15 protein-coding genes and 1 tRNA gene are annotated in these 15,502 nt (G+C 57.7%); 2 read left to right on the plus strand and 14 right to left on the minus strand.

Features of this window, described 5'->3' with window-relative positions; genetic code table 11:
• The first annotated feature begins 311 nt into the window (after positions 1–311).
• The gene (gene galE, locus EXN68_RS12610; RefSeq protein ID WP_142841092.1) at positions 312–1,343 is read left to right on the plus strand and encodes a UDP-glucose 4-epimerase GalE; all 1,032 of its coding nucleotides are present in this window, start codon (positions 312–314) and stop codon (positions 1,341–1,343) included.
• 12 nt (positions 1,344–1,355) lie between these two features.
• Here the strand turns inward: galE and EXN68_RS12615 are convergent, their stop codons facing one another.
• The 10 genes from EXN68_RS12615 to EXN68_RS12660 form a co-directional block, all read right to left on the minus strand.
• Positions 1,356–2,192 (minus strand): DUF6030 family protein, encoded by an 837-nt coding sequence (locus EXN68_RS12615; protein WP_142841094.1) that lies wholly within the window; start codon positions 2,190–2,192, stop codon positions 1,356–1,358.
• Positions 2,193–2,341: 149 nt separating this feature from the next.
• Complete coding sequence (gene yacG, locus EXN68_RS12620; protein WP_142841097.1) at positions 2,342–2,569, minus strand: DNA gyrase inhibitor YacG; 228 nt, start codon at positions 2,567–2,569, stop codon at positions 2,342–2,344.
• A 3-nt stretch (positions 2,570–2,572) separates the two neighbouring features.
• Positions 2,573–3,196: a Maf-like protein gene (locus EXN68_RS12625; RefSeq protein WP_142841099.1), complete on the minus strand. Its 624-nt coding sequence runs from the start codon at positions 3,194–3,196 to the stop codon at positions 2,573–2,575.
• Positions 3,197–3,229: 33 nt separating this feature from the next.
• The gene (gene infA / locus EXN68_RS12630; RefSeq protein WP_004432473.1) at positions 3,230–3,448 is read right to left on the minus strand and encodes a translation initiation factor IF-1; all 219 of its coding nucleotides are present in this window, start codon (positions 3,446–3,448) and stop codon (positions 3,230–3,232) included.
• Between the two features lie 144 nt (positions 3,449–3,592).
• Complete coding sequence (locus EXN68_RS12635; protein ID WP_142841101.1) at positions 3,593–4,081, minus strand: arsenate-mycothiol transferase ArsC; 489 nt, start codon at positions 4,079–4,081, stop codon at positions 3,593–3,595.
• 2 nt (positions 4,082–4,083) lie between these two features.
• Positions 4,084–4,557 (minus strand): UPF0262 family protein, encoded by a 474-nt coding sequence (locus EXN68_RS12640; RefSeq protein ID WP_142841103.1) that lies wholly within the window; start codon positions 4,555–4,557, stop codon positions 4,084–4,086.
• Between the two features lie 3 nt (positions 4,558–4,560).
• Positions 4,561–5,859, minus strand: coding sequence for a histidinol dehydrogenase (hisD, locus tag EXN68_RS12645; RefSeq protein ID WP_142841105.1), 1,299 nt, complete (start codon positions 5,857–5,859; stop codon positions 4,561–4,563).
• Positions 5,860–5,992: 133 nt separating this feature from the next.
• Positions 5,993–6,433: a DUF2948 family protein gene (locus tag EXN68_RS12650; RefSeq protein WP_046800569.1), complete on the minus strand. Its 441-nt coding sequence runs from the start codon at positions 6,431–6,433 to the stop codon at positions 5,993–5,995.
• A gap of 114 nt (positions 6,434–6,547) precedes the next feature.
• Positions 6,548–7,840, minus strand: a complete 1,293-nt coding sequence (gene murA, locus EXN68_RS12655; RefSeq protein ID WP_142841107.1) for a UDP-N-acetylglucosamine 1-carboxyvinyltransferase — start codon at positions 7,838–7,840, stop codon at positions 6,548–6,550.
• A 101-nt stretch (positions 7,841–7,941) separates the two neighbouring features.
• Entirely contained in the window at positions 7,942–8,208 is a 267-nt protein-coding gene (locus EXN68_RS12660) for a hypothetical protein (RefSeq protein WP_142841109.1), read from the minus strand.
• 155 nt (positions 8,209–8,363) lie between these two features.
• On the opposite strand from EXN68_RS12660, the gene EXN68_RS12665 reads away from it, so the two are divergent.
• A tRNA-Thr gene (locus EXN68_RS12665) sits at positions 8,364–8,438 on the plus strand.
• 217 nt (positions 8,439–8,655) lie between these two features.
• On the opposite strand, the gene EXN68_RS12670 is transcribed toward EXN68_RS12665, so the two are convergent.
• The 4 genes from EXN68_RS12670 to EXN68_RS12685 all read right to left on the minus strand — a co-directional run bounded on the left by EXN68_RS12670 (position 8,656) and on the right by EXN68_RS12685 (position 14,999).
• Entirely contained in the window at positions 8,656–9,993 is a 1,338-nt protein-coding gene (locus EXN68_RS12670) for a flagellin N-terminal helical domain-containing protein (RefSeq protein ID WP_142841111.1), read from the minus strand.
• A 259-nt stretch (positions 9,994–10,252) separates the two neighbouring features.
• The gene (locus EXN68_RS28070; RefSeq protein ID WP_142841113.1) at positions 10,253–11,617 is read right to left on the minus strand and encodes a flagellin N-terminal helical domain-containing protein; all 1,365 of its coding nucleotides are present in this window, start codon (positions 11,615–11,617) and stop codon (positions 10,253–10,255) included.
• 434 nt (positions 11,618–12,051) lie between these two features.
• Positions 12,052–13,389, minus strand: a complete 1,338-nt coding sequence (locus EXN68_RS12680; RefSeq protein ID WP_142841114.1) for a flagellin N-terminal helical domain-containing protein — start codon at positions 13,387–13,389, stop codon at positions 12,052–12,054.
• A 269-nt stretch (positions 13,390–13,658) separates the two neighbouring features.
• Positions 13,659–14,999, minus strand: a complete 1,341-nt coding sequence (locus tag EXN68_RS12685; RefSeq protein ID WP_142841116.1) for a flagellin N-terminal helical domain-containing protein — start codon at positions 14,997–14,999, stop codon at positions 13,659–13,661.
• Positions 15,000–15,502: the final 503 nt, after the last annotated feature.

Raw genomic sequence — 15,502 nt, forward strand, 5'->3', positions numbered from 1 at the left:
CAATGTTTGCCTGTCGCGTTGGTACATCCCCGCGACAGGTGCATTTGCTCAAAAAATCACAGTGAAGCTCCAAAACTACAACCCCACGGCGTAACCATCGACGTGCGGGCTTTTCTGTGTTATGCGCTTTCTGTTCCTTTTATGAGAACATTTTCATCTAATAAATAAAAAGCACTTCATTGCGCTAACCAATCGTAAGCCACCTTTTCAGAGGGCTGAGGGCTGGATCGCGTATTTGCTGTGCAAGTAATCAATGATGAAGAATTATTGGCTTTGATGGGCTCAAGAAAAGCAAACAGGGAAGTAAAGTCATGGCTGTTCTGGTCACGGGTGGAGCAGGTTACATAGGAAGCCACATGGTGTGGGCTCTGCTCGATGCCGGGGAAGAGGTTGTTGTTGTCGACCGGCTTTCCACGGGGTCTCGCTGGGCTGTCGCGCCGGCCGCGCGTTTCTATCTGGGGGATGCGGCCGATCGCACCTTGCTCGACCAGATTTTCGAAGAAAACCAGATCGAGACTATTTTCCACTTTGCCGGCTCCCTCAGCGTTCCTGAATCGATCAGCCGGCCGCTCGAATATTACGAAAACAATACCGGTACGACCCGCGCCCTTGTCGCTGCAGCCGTCGCCCATGGCATTCGCAATTTCATCTTTTCGTCGACAGCCGCCGTTTATGGGAACCAGCCTTTTAATGGCCCGGTGCCGGAAACGGCGATCCTGAGCCCTGAAAATCCCTATGGCCTGTCGAAACTCGCCTCTGAAATCATGCTGCGCGACGTCGTACAGGCGCATGATTTCAACTATGTGGCGCTGCGTTATTTCAATGTCGCCGGAGCCGACCCGCAGGGCCGTGCTGGTCCTTCTCCAACGGGCGTGCCAAACCTCATCAAGGTCGCCTGCGAGGCCGCAACCGGCCGTCGGGCTCGGGTTGAGGTCTATGGAACGGACTATCCGACCGCTGACGGCACGGGCGTTCGCGATTATATCCATGTTAGCGATCTCATCGATGCGCATATGCTGGCCATGGCGCATTTGCGCGCCGGTGGCGGCACCCGAACCTTGAATTGTGGTTATGGCGTCGGTTATTCGGTGCTGGATGTGCTGCACGCGGTGCGGCAGGAATCGGAGCAGGATTTCCCGGTTATCCATTGTCCACGCCGGCCGGGTGATATTGCGGCCATGGTAGCGGATTCCACCCGTATTCAGTCGGAGCTGGGTTGGCGCCCGCGTTTCAACGATCTGGCGGTCATCGTTCGCACCGCTCTTCAGTGGGAAGCCAAGCGCCAGGCGCAGCAAAGCGACAGAATTCCCCCGGTCCGGCGCAAGCTGGCAGCGATAGGCTGAGCAGGTTCCGCATCAGCGGGTAGCGTTGTTCTTGACGGAAGGATAGACGACCGGCCGATCCGAAACGCTGGCGGCGGGAAGCCATCGCTCCCTGTCGAAAAAACGGCGCGTCAGCTTCAGTCCCGGCGACTGTTCATTCGCGAGCAAAATCACGTTCATGCGATGCGGCGCGGCCGGCTCCGGCTTGACGGAGACCGAAATGCCGAAATGCTGTGCCTGATAGGGCTGCATCCCGCGTGCCGGTTCAAGCATGGCGGCAAGGTCGCTCCAGCGGGTTTGCCCGATAATCAGGGCCAGCGCATCGTCAAGCTTTGCTTTAATGGCGGCACCGTCAGGCGTCTCAGGCGCCACGGCCTTCATTCGGATAGACCTGATTTCGCCGGACGGCTCTCCCCTGATCTCAAGGAACAGCGATGCCCGTTCGACGGGCGTTGCCGCATTCCCCTCGCCAAGGTCGGCCATGCATTCGAAGTTGCGGATATTCACCGGGCTTGCGTGCCAGCCTTGTCGGTTGGAAAAACCCTCGGCGGCGAAACGGTCACAGAGGTCCTTGCCGGAAAGCACGAAATCGCGTGCGAAAGATGCCCTGTCGCCGGTTTTCTCGAATTTCAATAGATGAGGCGGCAGATAGACCTTCCTGGCCGCTAGCTTTTGCCGTTTGACGGGCTTCACCTTGGGCGGCGGATCGGCGGAATAGATGGCAGGCGCCAGATTGAAATAGGTCAGCAGGCTCCTGAGGTGCTTCTTATCGTTGGCAAGCAGCACCGTCGCTAATATGGCGAGGCAAACGGCCAGCACCGCAAACAGCAGCGCGCCATGGCTTACTCTTTTTTGCAGGCTCGCGTCCATCGCAGGACCCTATGGCTACCGAGGCAGGGCGGCAGCCTTTCTTGATACGAATTTTCGGGCCGTTTTCAGCCCTGTGAATATGGATGTAAGTGGAAGCTCAAAAAATATATCATGCAATCCACCGCCGGAATCTCCGGCGGTGTGTGGTGTTATTCGGATGTATTTTTACCCGTGTTCTGCCCGCCGGCGCTGCTTTCATCGTCTGCGACCGGAATGGCGTAGGAGCCATTCAGCCAGCGGGCAAGATCGAGCGAGCGGCAGCGATCCGAACAGAACGGATAATCGTCGCGTGTCGAGGGCCGCCCGCATTCCGGGCACGGCTGGGATTTACGGAGCGGCGTGACGTTACCGGCGCCTTCAGTGGAGGGTTTTGCCATGGTCTATCCCTCGAGCCAGCCCGATGTCACCTCAAATCCTTCACCGGACAAGAGCGACATGGTCTCGTAAAGCGGCAGGCCGACGACGTTGGTGTAGGAACCGGTCAGTTTCTGCACGAATGCGCCGGCAATGCCCTGAATGCCATAGGCACCTGCTTTGCCGCGCCATTGCCCGGAGGCGATGTAGGCGTCGATTTCGCGCGTCGAGAGGCGCTTGAAGCGCACCTTGGTTTCCACCACCTTCTGACGGATTTTGCCGCCGGGTATCACAAGGCAGATGCCGGTATAGACCCAATGGCTGCGTCCCGAGAGAAGATGCAGCGCTGCCGAGGCGTCTTCGGTATATTCCGCCTTGCCGACGATGCGACGGCCCACGGCCACGACGGTGTCGGAGCCGAGAACATAGGCGTCTTTCCACGTCTGCTCGCTCTTGAGCGCGGCATGCGCCGCTTCGGCCTTCTGCAGCGACAGACGACGACACAGCGTGCGCGGATGCTCAAGCTTCGCAGGCGTCTCGTCGATATCCATCGGCATCAGGCGTGCCGGCTCGATGCCGATCTGATGCAACAGTTCCAGACGCCGCGGTGAGCCGGATGCCAGAACGAGCTTTTGTTTTGAGTTTGTCATTGCGCTGCCCGGGCGTCCGATGCCGAAAACGGATTACTTGAAGCGATAGGTGATGCGGCCCTTGGTCAGGTCGTAAGGCGTCATTTCAACCAGTACCTTGTCGCCGGCCAGAACGCGGATACGGTTCTTGCGCATGCGGCCCGCGGTGTGGGCGATGATTTCGTGTTCGTTCTCAAGCTTCACGCGGAATGTTGCGTTCGGCAGCAATTCGGTTACGATGCCCGGGAATTCAAGGACTTCTTCTTTTGTCATGTAAGGGTTTTCTTCCTGTTGATAGTGCCGGACATGTCCTGTCCGGGAAAATTGCGCGGAAACTACACAATCCCGGCACATTTGTGAACCTCTAAAGCATCGGCTTGAAAATCAGTAATGATTTTCATGAGGCAGCGGCCATTTTCACTCTTTTGAAAGCGTATCCGCCACCGGCTGCTGCCGCCCCGGCAGGCGTTCCGAAATAAGTTTCGACAGATGGTCCCGCACTTCGCGATAGGCGTTGAGAATCTGTTCGCGTGTGCCTGTGATGACCGTCGGATCCATTGTCGGCCAATAGACCACATCGAGCGAATTCGAGCGCGTCAATTCAAGTGCGGCGTGATGGGCTTCCGGCGTTAATGTAATGATCAGATCGAAAAAATCATCCTCGATCTCGTCCAGCGTGCGCGGTTTGTGTTTGCCGAGCGAAAATCCCTGCTCTTCCAGCACTGCATCCACGAAGGGGTCGCGCTCTCCGGCCCGCACGCCAGCCGACTGGATGTAAATGCCGGGCGCTACCAGCCGTTTGGCGATGACTTCCGCCATGGGGGAACGGATGGAGTTCATGCCGCACATGAAGAGGACCGATTTGGGCGCTCGTCCCTCGTTTGGCGCTGCGGCAGGATCGCTCATCTCTAACCCCGCCAATAGAGCACGCAGACAAGGGTGAAGAGGCGGCGCGCCGTATCGAAATCCACCGTGATCTTGCCGGACAGCCGGTCCATCAGGGTCTGCGAGCCGTCATTGTGAATGCCGCGCCGGCCCATGTCGATTGCCTCGATCTGACTGGGCGTGGAGGAGCGGATCGCCTCATAATAGCTTTCGCAGATCAGGAAATAATCCTTGATGATACGGCGGAACGGCGTCAGCGACAGGATATGGGTCGAGACGTCTTTCTCGTCTTCGGTCTTGATCGCGAAAACCAGCTTGGCATCAACAAGCGAAATATGCAGCCGATATGGCCCGCCATCGTGGCCCGCCGGCTCAAAGGTGTTTTCTTCGATCAAGTCGAAAATGGCGACGGCGCGTTCATGCTCCACGTCAGGCGTGGACCGGCCGATACTATCGTCCAGAACCACATCGCAGAGCCGGAAATCGCCTGAAGCCATCGCTTAACTTTCCGGATTGAGGCGAATGGAGACCGAGCGCGCGTGCGCATCCAGCCCTTCCGAACGCGCAAGGGTGATTGCTGCCGGTGCAAGCTGGCGCAACTGCTCTGGTCCAAGGCGCAGGATCGAGGTGCGCTTGACGAAATCCAGCACCGAAAGCCCGGAGGAGAAGCGCGCCGAGCGCGCCGTCGGCAGAACATGGTTGGAGCCGCCGACATAATCGCCGATCACCTCAGGCGTATGACGCCCGACGAAGATGGCACCGGCATTGCGGATGTGGGCCATCAGCGCATCCGGATCGTCGACCGCAAGTTCCAGATGTTCGGCGGCGATGCGGTTGGCCAGCGGAATGGCATCGGTGAGCTTCTCAACCAGAATGATTGCGCCGAAATCGGCCCAGCTCGCCGCCGCCGTCTCGGCGCGCGAGAGGCGCTTCAACTGTCGTTCGACGGCTGCTTCCACCGCCTTGCCCAGTTCGGCATTGTCGGTGATGAGGATGGATTGCGCCCCACGATCATGCTCCGCCTGCGCCAGAAGATCGGCGGCCAGCCAGTCCGGATCATTGTCCCTGTCGGCAATGACGAGCACTTCGGAAGGCCCGGCGATCATGTCGATACCAACGGTGCCGAACACTTGCCGCTTTGCTGCAGCCACATAGGCGTTGCCGGGGCCGACGATCTTGGCGACCGGCGCGATGGTTTCCGTGCCATAGGCAAGGGCTGCGACGGCCTGCGCGCCACCGATGCGATAGATTTCCTCAACACCGGCGATACGCGCCGCAGCAAGAACCGCGGGGTTTATCACGCCGCCATTGGCCGGCACGACCATGACGATGCGCTCCACGCCGGCGACCTTTGCCGGTACGGCATTCATCAGGACAGAGCTGGGATAGCTGGCGGTACCACCGGGCACATAGAGGCCGACAGCCTCGATGGCCGTCCAGCGCGAGCCGAGACCCACACCAATATCGTCTTCGTAGATGTCGTCCTTCGGCATCTGCCGCGCATGGTGTTTTTCAATGCGCCGGGCCGCGAGTTCGAGGGCTTCGATGACGTTTTTGTCGACCGCTGAATAGGCGGCATCGATTTCATCCGCCGTCACCCGCATTGACACCTTGGTAAAGTCGAGGCCGTCGAATTTTTGGGAATAATGGGCAAGGGCCGCATCGCCACGCTGACGGACATCGTTGATGATGTCGCGAACCGTCGCATTGACGTCTTCGGAAACTTCCCTCTTGGTTGTCAGGAAGGCTGCGAATTTCTGTTCGAAATCAGCGGATGCCTGCTCCAGCCAGATTGCCACGCCATTACCCTTTCATTGTCCCCGCGGACGCCGCCGCGAGGTTCACGAACTCGCCGCGCAATAATCGCGGCTCTGGTATGTGGCATAAATCGAAACGGTCACGAAAGGCAACCGTTGCGACGGTGTGGAGTGTTTATTCGCTATCGGGATGATGCGGTTTGGCGGCGGTTTCCCATGCGCCGCTCACATCGGTCAGCTGCGCCTCGATGCATTCGACATCGAGCGCAATGGCGCCGCCGCCCGAAAGCGTCAGCTCAACGGCTCCATCCGGCCCTTCGCCATTCTGCACGAAGCGGATGGCGAGAAGCGACAGCACCTGCTCCTTATCGGTGCGGTTGATGCCATAGGAGCGCACGGCGGATACCCGCTTGAGGAAAACCACGCTGCGGCAGCGTTCCGGCGGCAGGTTCTTCTTGTCCGCGCTTTCCCACACGAAACGGTTGGCGGAAAGCGTGAACTGGCCATGCTTCGGCTCGAAGGCAACGTCTTTCAGTTTAAAGACGCTGTCCTGCATATGCGTCGAGATGACGGAGAGATCTTCAGTATCCAGCGCGAGCAATTTCAGGCCGCTCATCATTTTTTCCTTTTCCGCGGGCCACGGGCCGCAATGTCTATTTCTTGTACTGGAAATAGGCAGTCGAGGCCCGCTCTGCAACGGGTAGGAACCGGATGAGCGGCAATGAAAGGATCAATCGCTGACGCGTTCGACCATTGCGCCGCAGCGGGTAAGTTTTTCTTCGAGGCGTTCGAAACCGCGATCGAGATGGTAGACACGCGAAACCATGGTCTCGCCTTCCGCCACCAGACCGGCAATGACCAGCGAGACGGAGGCGCGCAGATCGGTCGCCATGACAGGCGCACCCTTCAGGCGGGAGACGCCCTCGATGCGGGCCATCTGGCCGGAAAGCGAAATCTTCGCGCCGAGGCGGGCCAGTTCCTGCACATGCATGAAGCGGTTTTCGAAGATGGTTTCGGTAATGTGGGAAACGCCCTGCGAGCGGGTCATCAGCGCCATGAACTGCGCCTGCAGATCGGTGGGGAAGCCGGGGAAGGGCTCGGTGACAACATCGACCGGCTGGATGCCATTGCCGTTGCGCACCACGCGAAGGCCGGTCTCGGTCTCGCTGATCGTCGCACCCGCAAGCCGCAGTGTATCGAGCGCATTGTCAAGCAGCGAAGCGCGTGTGCCTTCCAGCACCACGTCACCGCCGGCCATGGCAACCGCCATGGCATAGGTGCCGGTCTCGATACGATCAGGCAGAACCCGGTGGCGCGCGCCGGAAAGCGAGGTGACGCCCTCGATGGTGATGGTGGAGGTGCCCGCACCTTCGATCTTCGCGCCCATGGCGGTGAGGCACTGCGCCAGATCGACCACTTCCGGCTCGCGGGCCGCGTTGTGAATGACGGTGGTGCCGCGGGCAAGGCTTGCGGCCATCAGCATCACATGCGTTGCGCCGACGGAGACTTTCGGGAACGTGTAAACCGCGCCGATCAGGCCACCCTTGGGGGCCGTGGCGTTGATGTAGCCGCCGTCGATTTCCATCGTCGCGCCGAGCGCCTCGAGGCCCTCGATAAACAGATCAACCGGGCGCGTGCCGATGGCGCAGCCGCCGGGCAGGGAAACGCGGGCGCGGCCTTCACGGGCCAGAAGCGGGCCGATGACCCAGAAGCTGGCGCGCATCTTGGAAACCAGCTCATAGGGGGCCGTCGTATCGACCACGGTGCGGCAGGTGAAATGGACGGTGCGGGAATAGGCTTCGCCCTGACTTTCGCGGCGGCCATTGACGGAAATATCGACGCCGTGATTGCCGAGAATACGGATGAGCTGTTCAACATCGGCCAGATGCGGCACGTTTTCGAGCGTCAGCGTGTCGCTGGTCAGAAGCGATGCGATCATCAACGGCAAGGCAGCGTTTTTTGCGCCGGAGATGGGGATGATGCCGTTAAGCTTGTTGCCACCCGTAATTCTGATGCGATCCATGCGTCCCTACGGGCCTGTGCCCGCCTTTCTTATCATGCCTTGCGGAAAGGCGCGTCCTTAGACGAATTTCCGCGGCGTTTCAATTTATGCTGATGAATTCTCTATGAGGATGATTCGTCCGTTTTTGCGGCAGGCAGACCGATTGTATCGTCCGCATCGCCGGCGCGGCGCGCACGAACCTGCTGTTTACGCTTCAGAAGGTTTTCACGAAGCTTCTTGGCCGCCCGCGCCTTGCGCTCCGCTTCGCGCTGCCGCGCCTTCTCGCCGGGGCCAGCCTGCGCATTGCCGTTAGCCGCCAAGGCGGACGGCTCTGCGGAAGTCTCCACGGAAACCGCAGCCTTCGCCTGTTTGTCATGATGTTCGTTCATAAATTCAGCAATATCCGAAAAATGCATTTTTCAACAGGGGGAACGCTTTTTTGCCCCGCTTGATGAAGAATATCGTTTTGCGACTTGCGCTCATCAAAAACCTATGGCAATAGGCCGCCACGCTTGATGCTGAAGCACACGCTTCGGCACCGGATGCTGCTATAGCTCAGGGGTAGAGCACTCCCTTGGTAAGGGAGAGGCCGAGAGTTCAAATCTCTCTAGCAGCACCATTTTCCCATAAATTAAAGAAATTACGCACTTTCCAGAGCCGCGGCATTGGCCTGCTGCGCACTGCTTGCGCATTTCCCCAAGCGCTTCCTGCAAGTTCTAGACAGCAGAAATCCAGACGAACGGAAAACCGCGCCTCTTGCGAAGCGCGGTTTCCATATCCGAATATTCTGTTGCTGCCAGAGCGGGACGAAACCGCCCGTAGCCAACGGGCGCCGCTTACTGGCGGAATAGCGACAGGATATTTTCGGAGCTGGTATTGGCGATGGAGAGCGACTGGATCGCCAGCTGCTGCTGCGTCTGGAGAGCCTTCAGTCGGGTGGATTCTTCGTTCATGTCGGCGTCAACGAGGCGGCCGATGCCCTTGTCGATGGAGTCGGTCAGCTTCGAGACGAAGTCTTCCTGCAGATCGAGACGCATCTTGATAGAGCCAAGATCGGCACTTGCGCTGATGAGCGATTCCAGCTGCGTGTTGACGAACTGGATCATGTTGTCGAGACCGTCATTCTCTGTCAGCGGCTGGCCCTTGGCATCCGTCAGGCCGCTGAGGTCCTTGGTGATGTCCAGATCGATCAGCGAGTAATCAAGTTTCTGCGCCATCTGCGATGTTGCCGCAGCGGTTTCGAGATAGATGTTGTTGTTGGAGGAGCCACCGGTGCCAATTGCCGTAACCGTGGTGCCAGCGGGCGTCGGTGCCGTATTGTTGGCCTTGACATAGAGTGCTTCGCCAGCTGCGTTTTCACCGATCTTGAAATAGGTGCCGTTGTTTCGTGCAGTGGTGGCGGCGGCAACGGTTACGAGGCCGGTTGTTGCGTCTGCAGCGGAAACCGTGGTTGTCGTGCCCGAGGGGAAGCCCAGAAGCTGAGATTGGGTAAATACTTTTGCGGTGAAAGGCGTGGTTGTTGCGACACCTGCAGGTGTTGTCGTCGTGATCTCGAAATCGCGCAGAACGCCGGTGTCGGAGTAATAGGCAGAGCTGTCGAGAATGCCGTTTTTCGTCGCGCCGGTGGACGTATCGAAAAGCGCGGTCTTGTTATCGACCTGAATGTTGATGGTCTTGACGGCGACGTTACCTGCGCCATCGCGGATGAAGGAGCCGACGACCTGTTTGGTGATGGGTGTCAGGTTACCGGAGGCGTCGCTGATCTTGCCTTTCAGCCAGTTTTCGCCGGAGAAGGAGGCGGATTCGCCGATGCTCTTCAGCTGGTCCTGAAGCTGGCGGATTTCTTCCTGGATCTTTGCCTTGTCGACACCTGCTTCGCGGGCGGCAACCAGCTTCTTGCTGATTTCCTTGACGACATCGACGGTGGTTTCCATGGCGGAATAGGCGGTATCGACCTTGGCGGCGCCGAGGCCGAGCGCGTCCTGCACGGCGGACAGAGCGCCATTATCGGAACGCATGGTGGTCGCGATCGACCAGTAAGCGGCGTTGTCGGATGCGGTCTTGACGCGCAGGCCGGAGGAGACGCGCGACTGCGTTTCTTCCATGCTGCTGCCGATGGCGCGAAGGGTCTGCAGGGCGGCCATTGCCGCGACGTTTGTCAAAATGCTGGTCATAATTATTTGCCCCTTGATTGGCTGAAATGAAAAGGGACATTCCGGATTGCCGCCGGGAACGATCGAGCGGCTTGATGCCTGTTAACCTCTTTTTCGTCTTGGTTAACCAATCGTTTCGATGACTAGGTTTTAGGCGGCGAATGGTTAACAAAGCCTAAATCGCTATTAATAAAAATTAGGAAATAATAATTTCTCTTAACCATAATGAAAAAGCCGCGCTCGAGGCGCGGCTTTCCGATTTGAATGATGTCGCTTGCGATTAACGGAAGAGCGAGAGAATGCTCTGCGAGTCGTTGTTGGCGATCGACAGGGCCTGAACAGCCAGCTGCTGCTGGGTCTGAAGAGCCTTGAGGCGCGTGGATTCCTCGTTCATTTCAGCGTCCACGAGACGGCCGATGCCCTTGTCGAGCGAGTCGGTCAGCTTGTTGACGAAGTTTTCCTGCAGTTCGACACGCATCTTGACTGAACCAAGGTCGGCGGAGGCGGAGATCATGCTCTGGAGCTGCTTGTCGACGAATACGATCATGGCATCGAGATACTGGTTCGCAGAAAGTGCGGAACCGTCCGCATTCGTCAACGTTCCGACGAGATCCTTGGTGATGTTCAGAGACGTCAGAGAGTAGGAAAGCGCTTTCGCCAGCTGGTTACCGGTTCCTGTTTGAAGATAAACGTTCTGACCATCCTTGGACGTGCCGATCGCGACAGTGCCGAGCGCTTTCTGGGCCGTGTCGATGGCGGCAGTACCCGTTGAAGCGGTGGCTGCCGTGCCATCACCCATGACTTTGACATATTGATCGTCGCCGATCTTCAGGTAAGCGCCGTTCTCCGTTGCCGTCGAACCCAAAGTGACAACATAGAGGCCGGTGGTAGCGTCAGGGGTAACAGCGACCGGCGTTCCCGCCGTTGCAGGCGTCAGAGCCTTCAGCTGCGCTTCATTGAACACTACTGCTGCCTTGACCGTGGTTGCCCTTGCAGCGCCGACGCCCGTCGTGATTTCGAAGTTCTTGTACGACCCCGTCGAGGAATAGACGGCGAAAGAGTCGAGAATGCCCTGCTTGTCCTTCGCAGCGCCAGAAGACGTGTCGAACAAGACGGTGTCATTGCCAAGTGCGACGTTGATCGTCTTCACCGAAACGTTGCCGCTGTTGTCGCGTATAAAGGAGCCGACAACTTCCTTGATAATGTCGGCCAGTTTACCCGTGCCATCGCTGATCTTTGCCTGCAGCCAGTTTTCGCCGGAAAAGGACGAGGAGCTGGAAATCGACTTCAGCTGATCCTGCAGCTGGGCAATTTCTTCCTGGATTTTGGACTTGTCGACGCCGGGTTCGCGGGCGGCAACCAGCTTGTTCTTGATTTCCTTGACGACATCGATCGAGGATTCCATGCCCGAATAGGCAGTATCAACCTTTGCAGCGCCGAGGCCGAGAGCGTCCTGTACAGCGGAAAGCGCACCATTGTCGGAACGCATGGTGGTCGCAATCGACCAGTAAGCGGCGTTGTCGGAAGCTTCGCCGACGCGCTGGCCGGAGGAGACGCGGTCCTGCGTGGCTTCCATGTTCTGGCCGATGGAACGCAGGGTCTGGAGTGCAGACATAGCTGCAACGTTTGTCAAAATGCTGGTCATAATAAATTGCCCCTTGAATGGCTGATTAGAAAAGGGACATTCCGGTTTCACCGGGAACGGCGCACAGCATCATGCCTGCTAACCTGCTGATTTTAATGGTTAGCTCACCGTTTCGATGGCTCTAGCTAACCGCTTCATGGTTAATAAATACTTAAAGTAGTAAAAATGCGAAGGTAAAATTTTTACGTGTAAATCATCTAAAAAAGTTAAAAATAATATAACCGCACCCGTCTCCGGATACGGCGTTCCAAATGGCAATACGCCATGGCTGGTGCTTCGCCCGCTTTTTACTGGATAATCTCGAGGTGAGCTCAATTTTGCCGTCCGCGGAAAAACGGAATGCCAGGTAAATTTCAATTCCCTTCGAGGGGGCGATAAACGAAAAAAGCCGCGCTCGAGGCGCGGCTTTCCGATTTGAATGATGTCGCTTGCGATTAACGGAAGAGCGAGAGAATGCTCTGCGAGTCGTTGTTGGCGATCGACAGGGCCTGAACAGCCAGCTGCTGCTGGGTCTGGAGAGCCTTGAGGCGCGTGGATTCCTCGTTCATTTCAGCGTCTACGAGGCGGCCGATGCCCTTGTCGAGCGAGTCGGTCAGCTTGTTGACGAAGTTTTCCTGCAGTTCGATGCGCATCTTGACCGAGCCGAGGTCAGCGGCGGCGGACGTCATGCTCTGGAGCTGCTTGTCGACGAAGGAAACCATGGCGTCGAGGGACTGCTCGGCGGTCAGGGTCACGCCGGTCGGGCCGACGAGATCCTTGGTGATGTCGAGCGACGTCAGCGAGTAGTTCAGGGCTTTGGCGAGCTGGTTGTTGGCGCCGGTTTCAAGATAGACGTTCTTGCCATCCTTCGTCGTGCCGATTGCCACGGTGCCAGCCGTAACCTGTGCCGTGTCAACAGTGGTGGCGTTGCCGGTGGTGCCGTCACCCATAACCTTGACGAACTGGTCGTCACCGATTTTCAGATAAGCGCCGTTCTCGGCTGCCGAAGCGTTGGCGACGACGACCAGGCCGGTTGTCGCATCAGCGACGGCAGTAACCGGAGTAGCAGCAGCAGCGGGCGTCAGACCCTTAAGCTGTGCTTCGGTGAATACCATTGCAGCCTTGACTGTGGTGGCCTTGGCAGCGCCAACACCAGTCGTAATTTCGAAGTTCTTGTAAGCGCCGGTCGAGGAATAGGAAGCGAAGGAATCGAGGATGCCCTGCTTGTCCTTTGCAGCGCCGGAAGACGTATCGAACAGGACGGTGTCGTTGCTAAGGGCAACGTTGATCGTCTTGACGGAAACGTTGCCACCGGAATCACGGATGAACGAACCGACGACCTGTTTGGTGACGTCGGTCAGCTTGCCCGTGCCGTCGCTGACTTTCGCCTGCAGCCAGTTTTCACCGGAGAAGGACGAAGAGCTGGAGATCGACTTCAGCTGATCCTGCAGCTGGGAGATTTCTTCCTGGATCTTGGACTTGTCGACGCCGGGTTCGCGGGCGGCAACCAGCTTGTTCTTGATTTCCTTGACGACGTCAATGGACGATTCCATGCCGGAATAGGCGGTATCAACCTTGGCAGCGCCGAGGCCAAGAGCGTCCTGTACGGCGGACAGAGCGCCGTTATCGGAACGCATCGTGGTCGCGATTGACCAATAGGCGGCGTTGTCGGAAGCTTCGCCGACACGCTGGCCGGAGGAGACGCGATCCTGCGTCGTTTCCATGTTCTGGCCGATAGAGCGCAGGGTTTGGAGCGCAGACATAGCTGCGACGTTGGTAAGAATGCTTGTCATGGTAGATTTGCCCCTTGAATGGCTGATTAGAAAAGGGACATTCCGGTTTCACCGGGAACAGCGCGCAGCGTCATGCCTGCTAACCGGCTGATTTTTAAAGGTTAGCTCGCCGTTTCGATGGCTCTAGCTAACCGCCTTATAGTTAATGAAGACCTAAGGATTCTCACGTCTCACGATAAAATCTTAATATGCGAATAGTCTGAAAATATCAGAAAGAAAAAAGCCGCGCTCGAGGCGCGGCTTTCCGATTTGAATGATGTCGCTTGCGATTAACGGAAGAGCGAGAGAATGCTCTGCGAGTCGTTGTTGGCGATCGACAGGGCCTGAACAGCCAGCTGCTGCTGGGTCTGGAGAGCCTTGAGGCGCGTGGATTCTTCGTTCATTTCAGCGTCCACGAGGCGGCCGATGCCCTTGTCGAGCGAGTCGGTCAGCTTGTTGACGAAGTTTTCCTGCAGTTCGATGCGCATCTTGACCGAGCCGAGGTCGGCGGCGGCGGACGTCATGCTCTGGAGCTGCTTGTCGACGAAGGAGATCATGGTGTCGAGTGCCTGCTCGGCGGTCTGGGTCACACCGGTCGGGCCGACGAGATCCTTGGTGATGTCGAGCGATGTCAGGGAGTAAGCAAGCTTGTCTGCAGTGCTTGCAGCGCCCTGATCAAGGTATACAGCGACGCCGCCGACAGAGCCAATCGAGGTGTTTACGACCGGGGCCGTCGGGCCGTCGGAGGCGGCGGGGGCGCCGGCAGCTGCCGAGATGATTTTTACATACTTGTCATCGCCGACTTTAAGGTATGTGCCGGTTGCGGCAATCGGGGAACCCGCGGCTGCGTTTTTGATGACCGCCAGGCCGTTTGCCATTACTTCATAGTCGGCAACCGCAGCGCCATTTCCAAGGGCGCTCGCCTTGAGTTGCGCTTCGGTATAGGTCTCGGCGGCGACGACCTTGGTCGTTGCTGTAGCGGCGGTAGCGCCGGCAGTCAGTTTGAAGAGATCGTAGGTGCCGGACTTGGAGTAATAAGCGAAGGTATCAAGGATACCGGCCTTGTTCGCGGCGGTGCCCGAAGATGTATCGAACAGCACGGTGTCGGCTGTCAGCGCGACATTGATCGTCTTGACGGAAACATTGCCGCCAGCGTCGCGGATGAACGAACCGACGACCTGCTTGGTGACGTCGGTCAGGTTACCGGCGCCATCGCTGATCTTCGCCTGCAGCCAGTTTTCGCCAGAGAAGGACGAGGAGCTGGAGATCGACTTCAGCTGATCCTGCAGCTGGGAGATTTCTTCCTGGATCTTGGACTTGTCGACGCCGGGTTCGCGGGCGGCAACCAGCTTGTTCTTGATTTCCTTGACAACGTCAATCGACGATTCCATGCCGGAATAGGCGGTATCAACCTTGGCGGCGCCGAGGCCGAGAGCATCCTGCACGGCGGAAAGAGCGCCGTTATCGGAACGCATGGTGGTCGCGATCGACCAGTAGGCGGCGTTGTCGGAAGCTTCGCCGACGCGCTGGCCGGAGGAGACGCGATCCTGCGTCGTTTCCATGTTCTGGCCGATAGAGCGCAGGGTCTGGAGCGCAGACATGGCTGCGACGTTGGTAAGAATGCTTGTCATGATGAATTTGCCCCTTGAATGGCTGATTAGAAAAGGGACATTCCGGTTTCACCGGGAACAGCGCGCAGCGTCATGCCTGCTAACCGGCTGATTTTTAATGGTTAGCTCACCGTTTCGATGGCTTAGCTAACCTTCATATAGTTAATTAACATCTAATAACTCGCTAAAAAAGTGCATTCTGACTATTTGGTTCGCAACCTTTGCGCGCGTGCGCGTGTAACCGGAAATGCTTAAAAAACCATAAAGCCGCACCCGTTTCCGGATGCGGCTTTGGTAGAGGAACAATACGCTTGGGTCAGCCTCCGTCGCGTTTGCCTTTTCACCTGATTGCAAGACGGTCAGCCACCGCTTGCGATCCTGTGTTTCATGTCATTCCGGACAGCGGCTATCCGCTTGTCCATGCACAAAATCTGACAGCCGGTACTTGCCAATTTCCTAATTTCAGAGGGTATACGGCCCCTCGTTCAAATCGTGGTAAATGCTTTGAAAGCAGGGATGGTAAA

Origin of the sequence: Martinezella rhizogenes, assembly GCF_007002745.1 — a bacterium.
Taxonomy (GTDB): Bacteria; Pseudomonadota; Alphaproteobacteria; order Rhizobiales; family Rhizobiaceae; genus Agrobacterium; species Agrobacterium cucumeris.

Excerpts from the sequence above, each read along its gene's own strand:
- galE (WP_142841092.1), top strand. The coding sequence starts at position 312 with ATGGCTGTTCTGGTCACGGGTGGAGCAGGTTACATAGGAAGCCACATG.
- yacG (WP_142841097.1), bottom strand. The coding sequence starts at position 2,569 with ATGGCAAAACCCTCCACTGAAGGCGCCGGTAACGTCACGCCGCTCCGT.
- EXN68_RS28070 (WP_142841113.1), bottom strand. The coding sequence starts at position 11,617 with ATGACCAGCATTTTGACAAACGTTGCAGCTATGTCTGCACTCCAGACC.
- EXN68_RS12670 (WP_142841111.1), bottom strand. The coding sequence starts at position 9,993 with ATGACCAGCATTTTGACAAACGTCGCGGCAATGGCCGCCCTGCAGACC.
- EXN68_RS12640 (WP_142841103.1), bottom strand. The coding sequence starts at position 4,557 with ATGGCTTCAGGCGATTTCCGGCTCTGCGATGTGGTTCTGGACGATAGT.
- EXN68_RS12650 (WP_046800569.1), bottom strand. The coding sequence starts at position 6,433 with ATGAGCGGCCTGAAATTGCTCGCGCTGGATACTGAAGATCTCTCCGTC.
- murA (WP_142841107.1), bottom strand. The coding sequence starts at position 7,840 with ATGGATCGCATCAGAATTACGGGTGGCAACAAGCTTAACGGCATCATC.
- EXN68_RS12615 (WP_142841094.1), bottom strand. The coding sequence starts at position 2,192 with ATGGACGCGAGCCTGCAAAAAAGAGTAAGCCATGGCGCGCTGCTGTTT.
- EXN68_RS12635 (WP_142841101.1), bottom strand. The coding sequence starts at position 4,081 with ATGAGCGATCCTGCCGCAGCGCCAAACGAGGGACGAGCGCCCAAATCG.
- EXN68_RS12680 (WP_142841114.1), bottom strand. The coding sequence starts at position 13,389 with ATGACAAGCATTCTTACCAACGTCGCAGCTATGTCTGCGCTCCAAACC.
- EXN68_RS12685 (WP_142841116.1), bottom strand. The coding sequence starts at position 14,999 with ATGACAAGCATTCTTACCAACGTCGCAGCCATGTCTGCGCTCCAGACC.
- infA (WP_004432473.1), bottom strand. The coding sequence starts at position 3,448 with ATGACAAAAGAAGAAGTCCTTGAATTCCCGGGCATCGTAACCGAATTG.
- EXN68_RS12660 (WP_142841109.1), bottom strand. The coding sequence starts at position 8,208 with ATGAACGAACATCATGACAAACAGGCGAAGGCTGCGGTTTCCGTGGAG.
- EXN68_RS12625 (WP_142841099.1), bottom strand. The coding sequence starts at position 3,196 with ATGACAAACTCAAAACAAAAGCTCGTTCTGGCATCCGGCTCACCGCGG.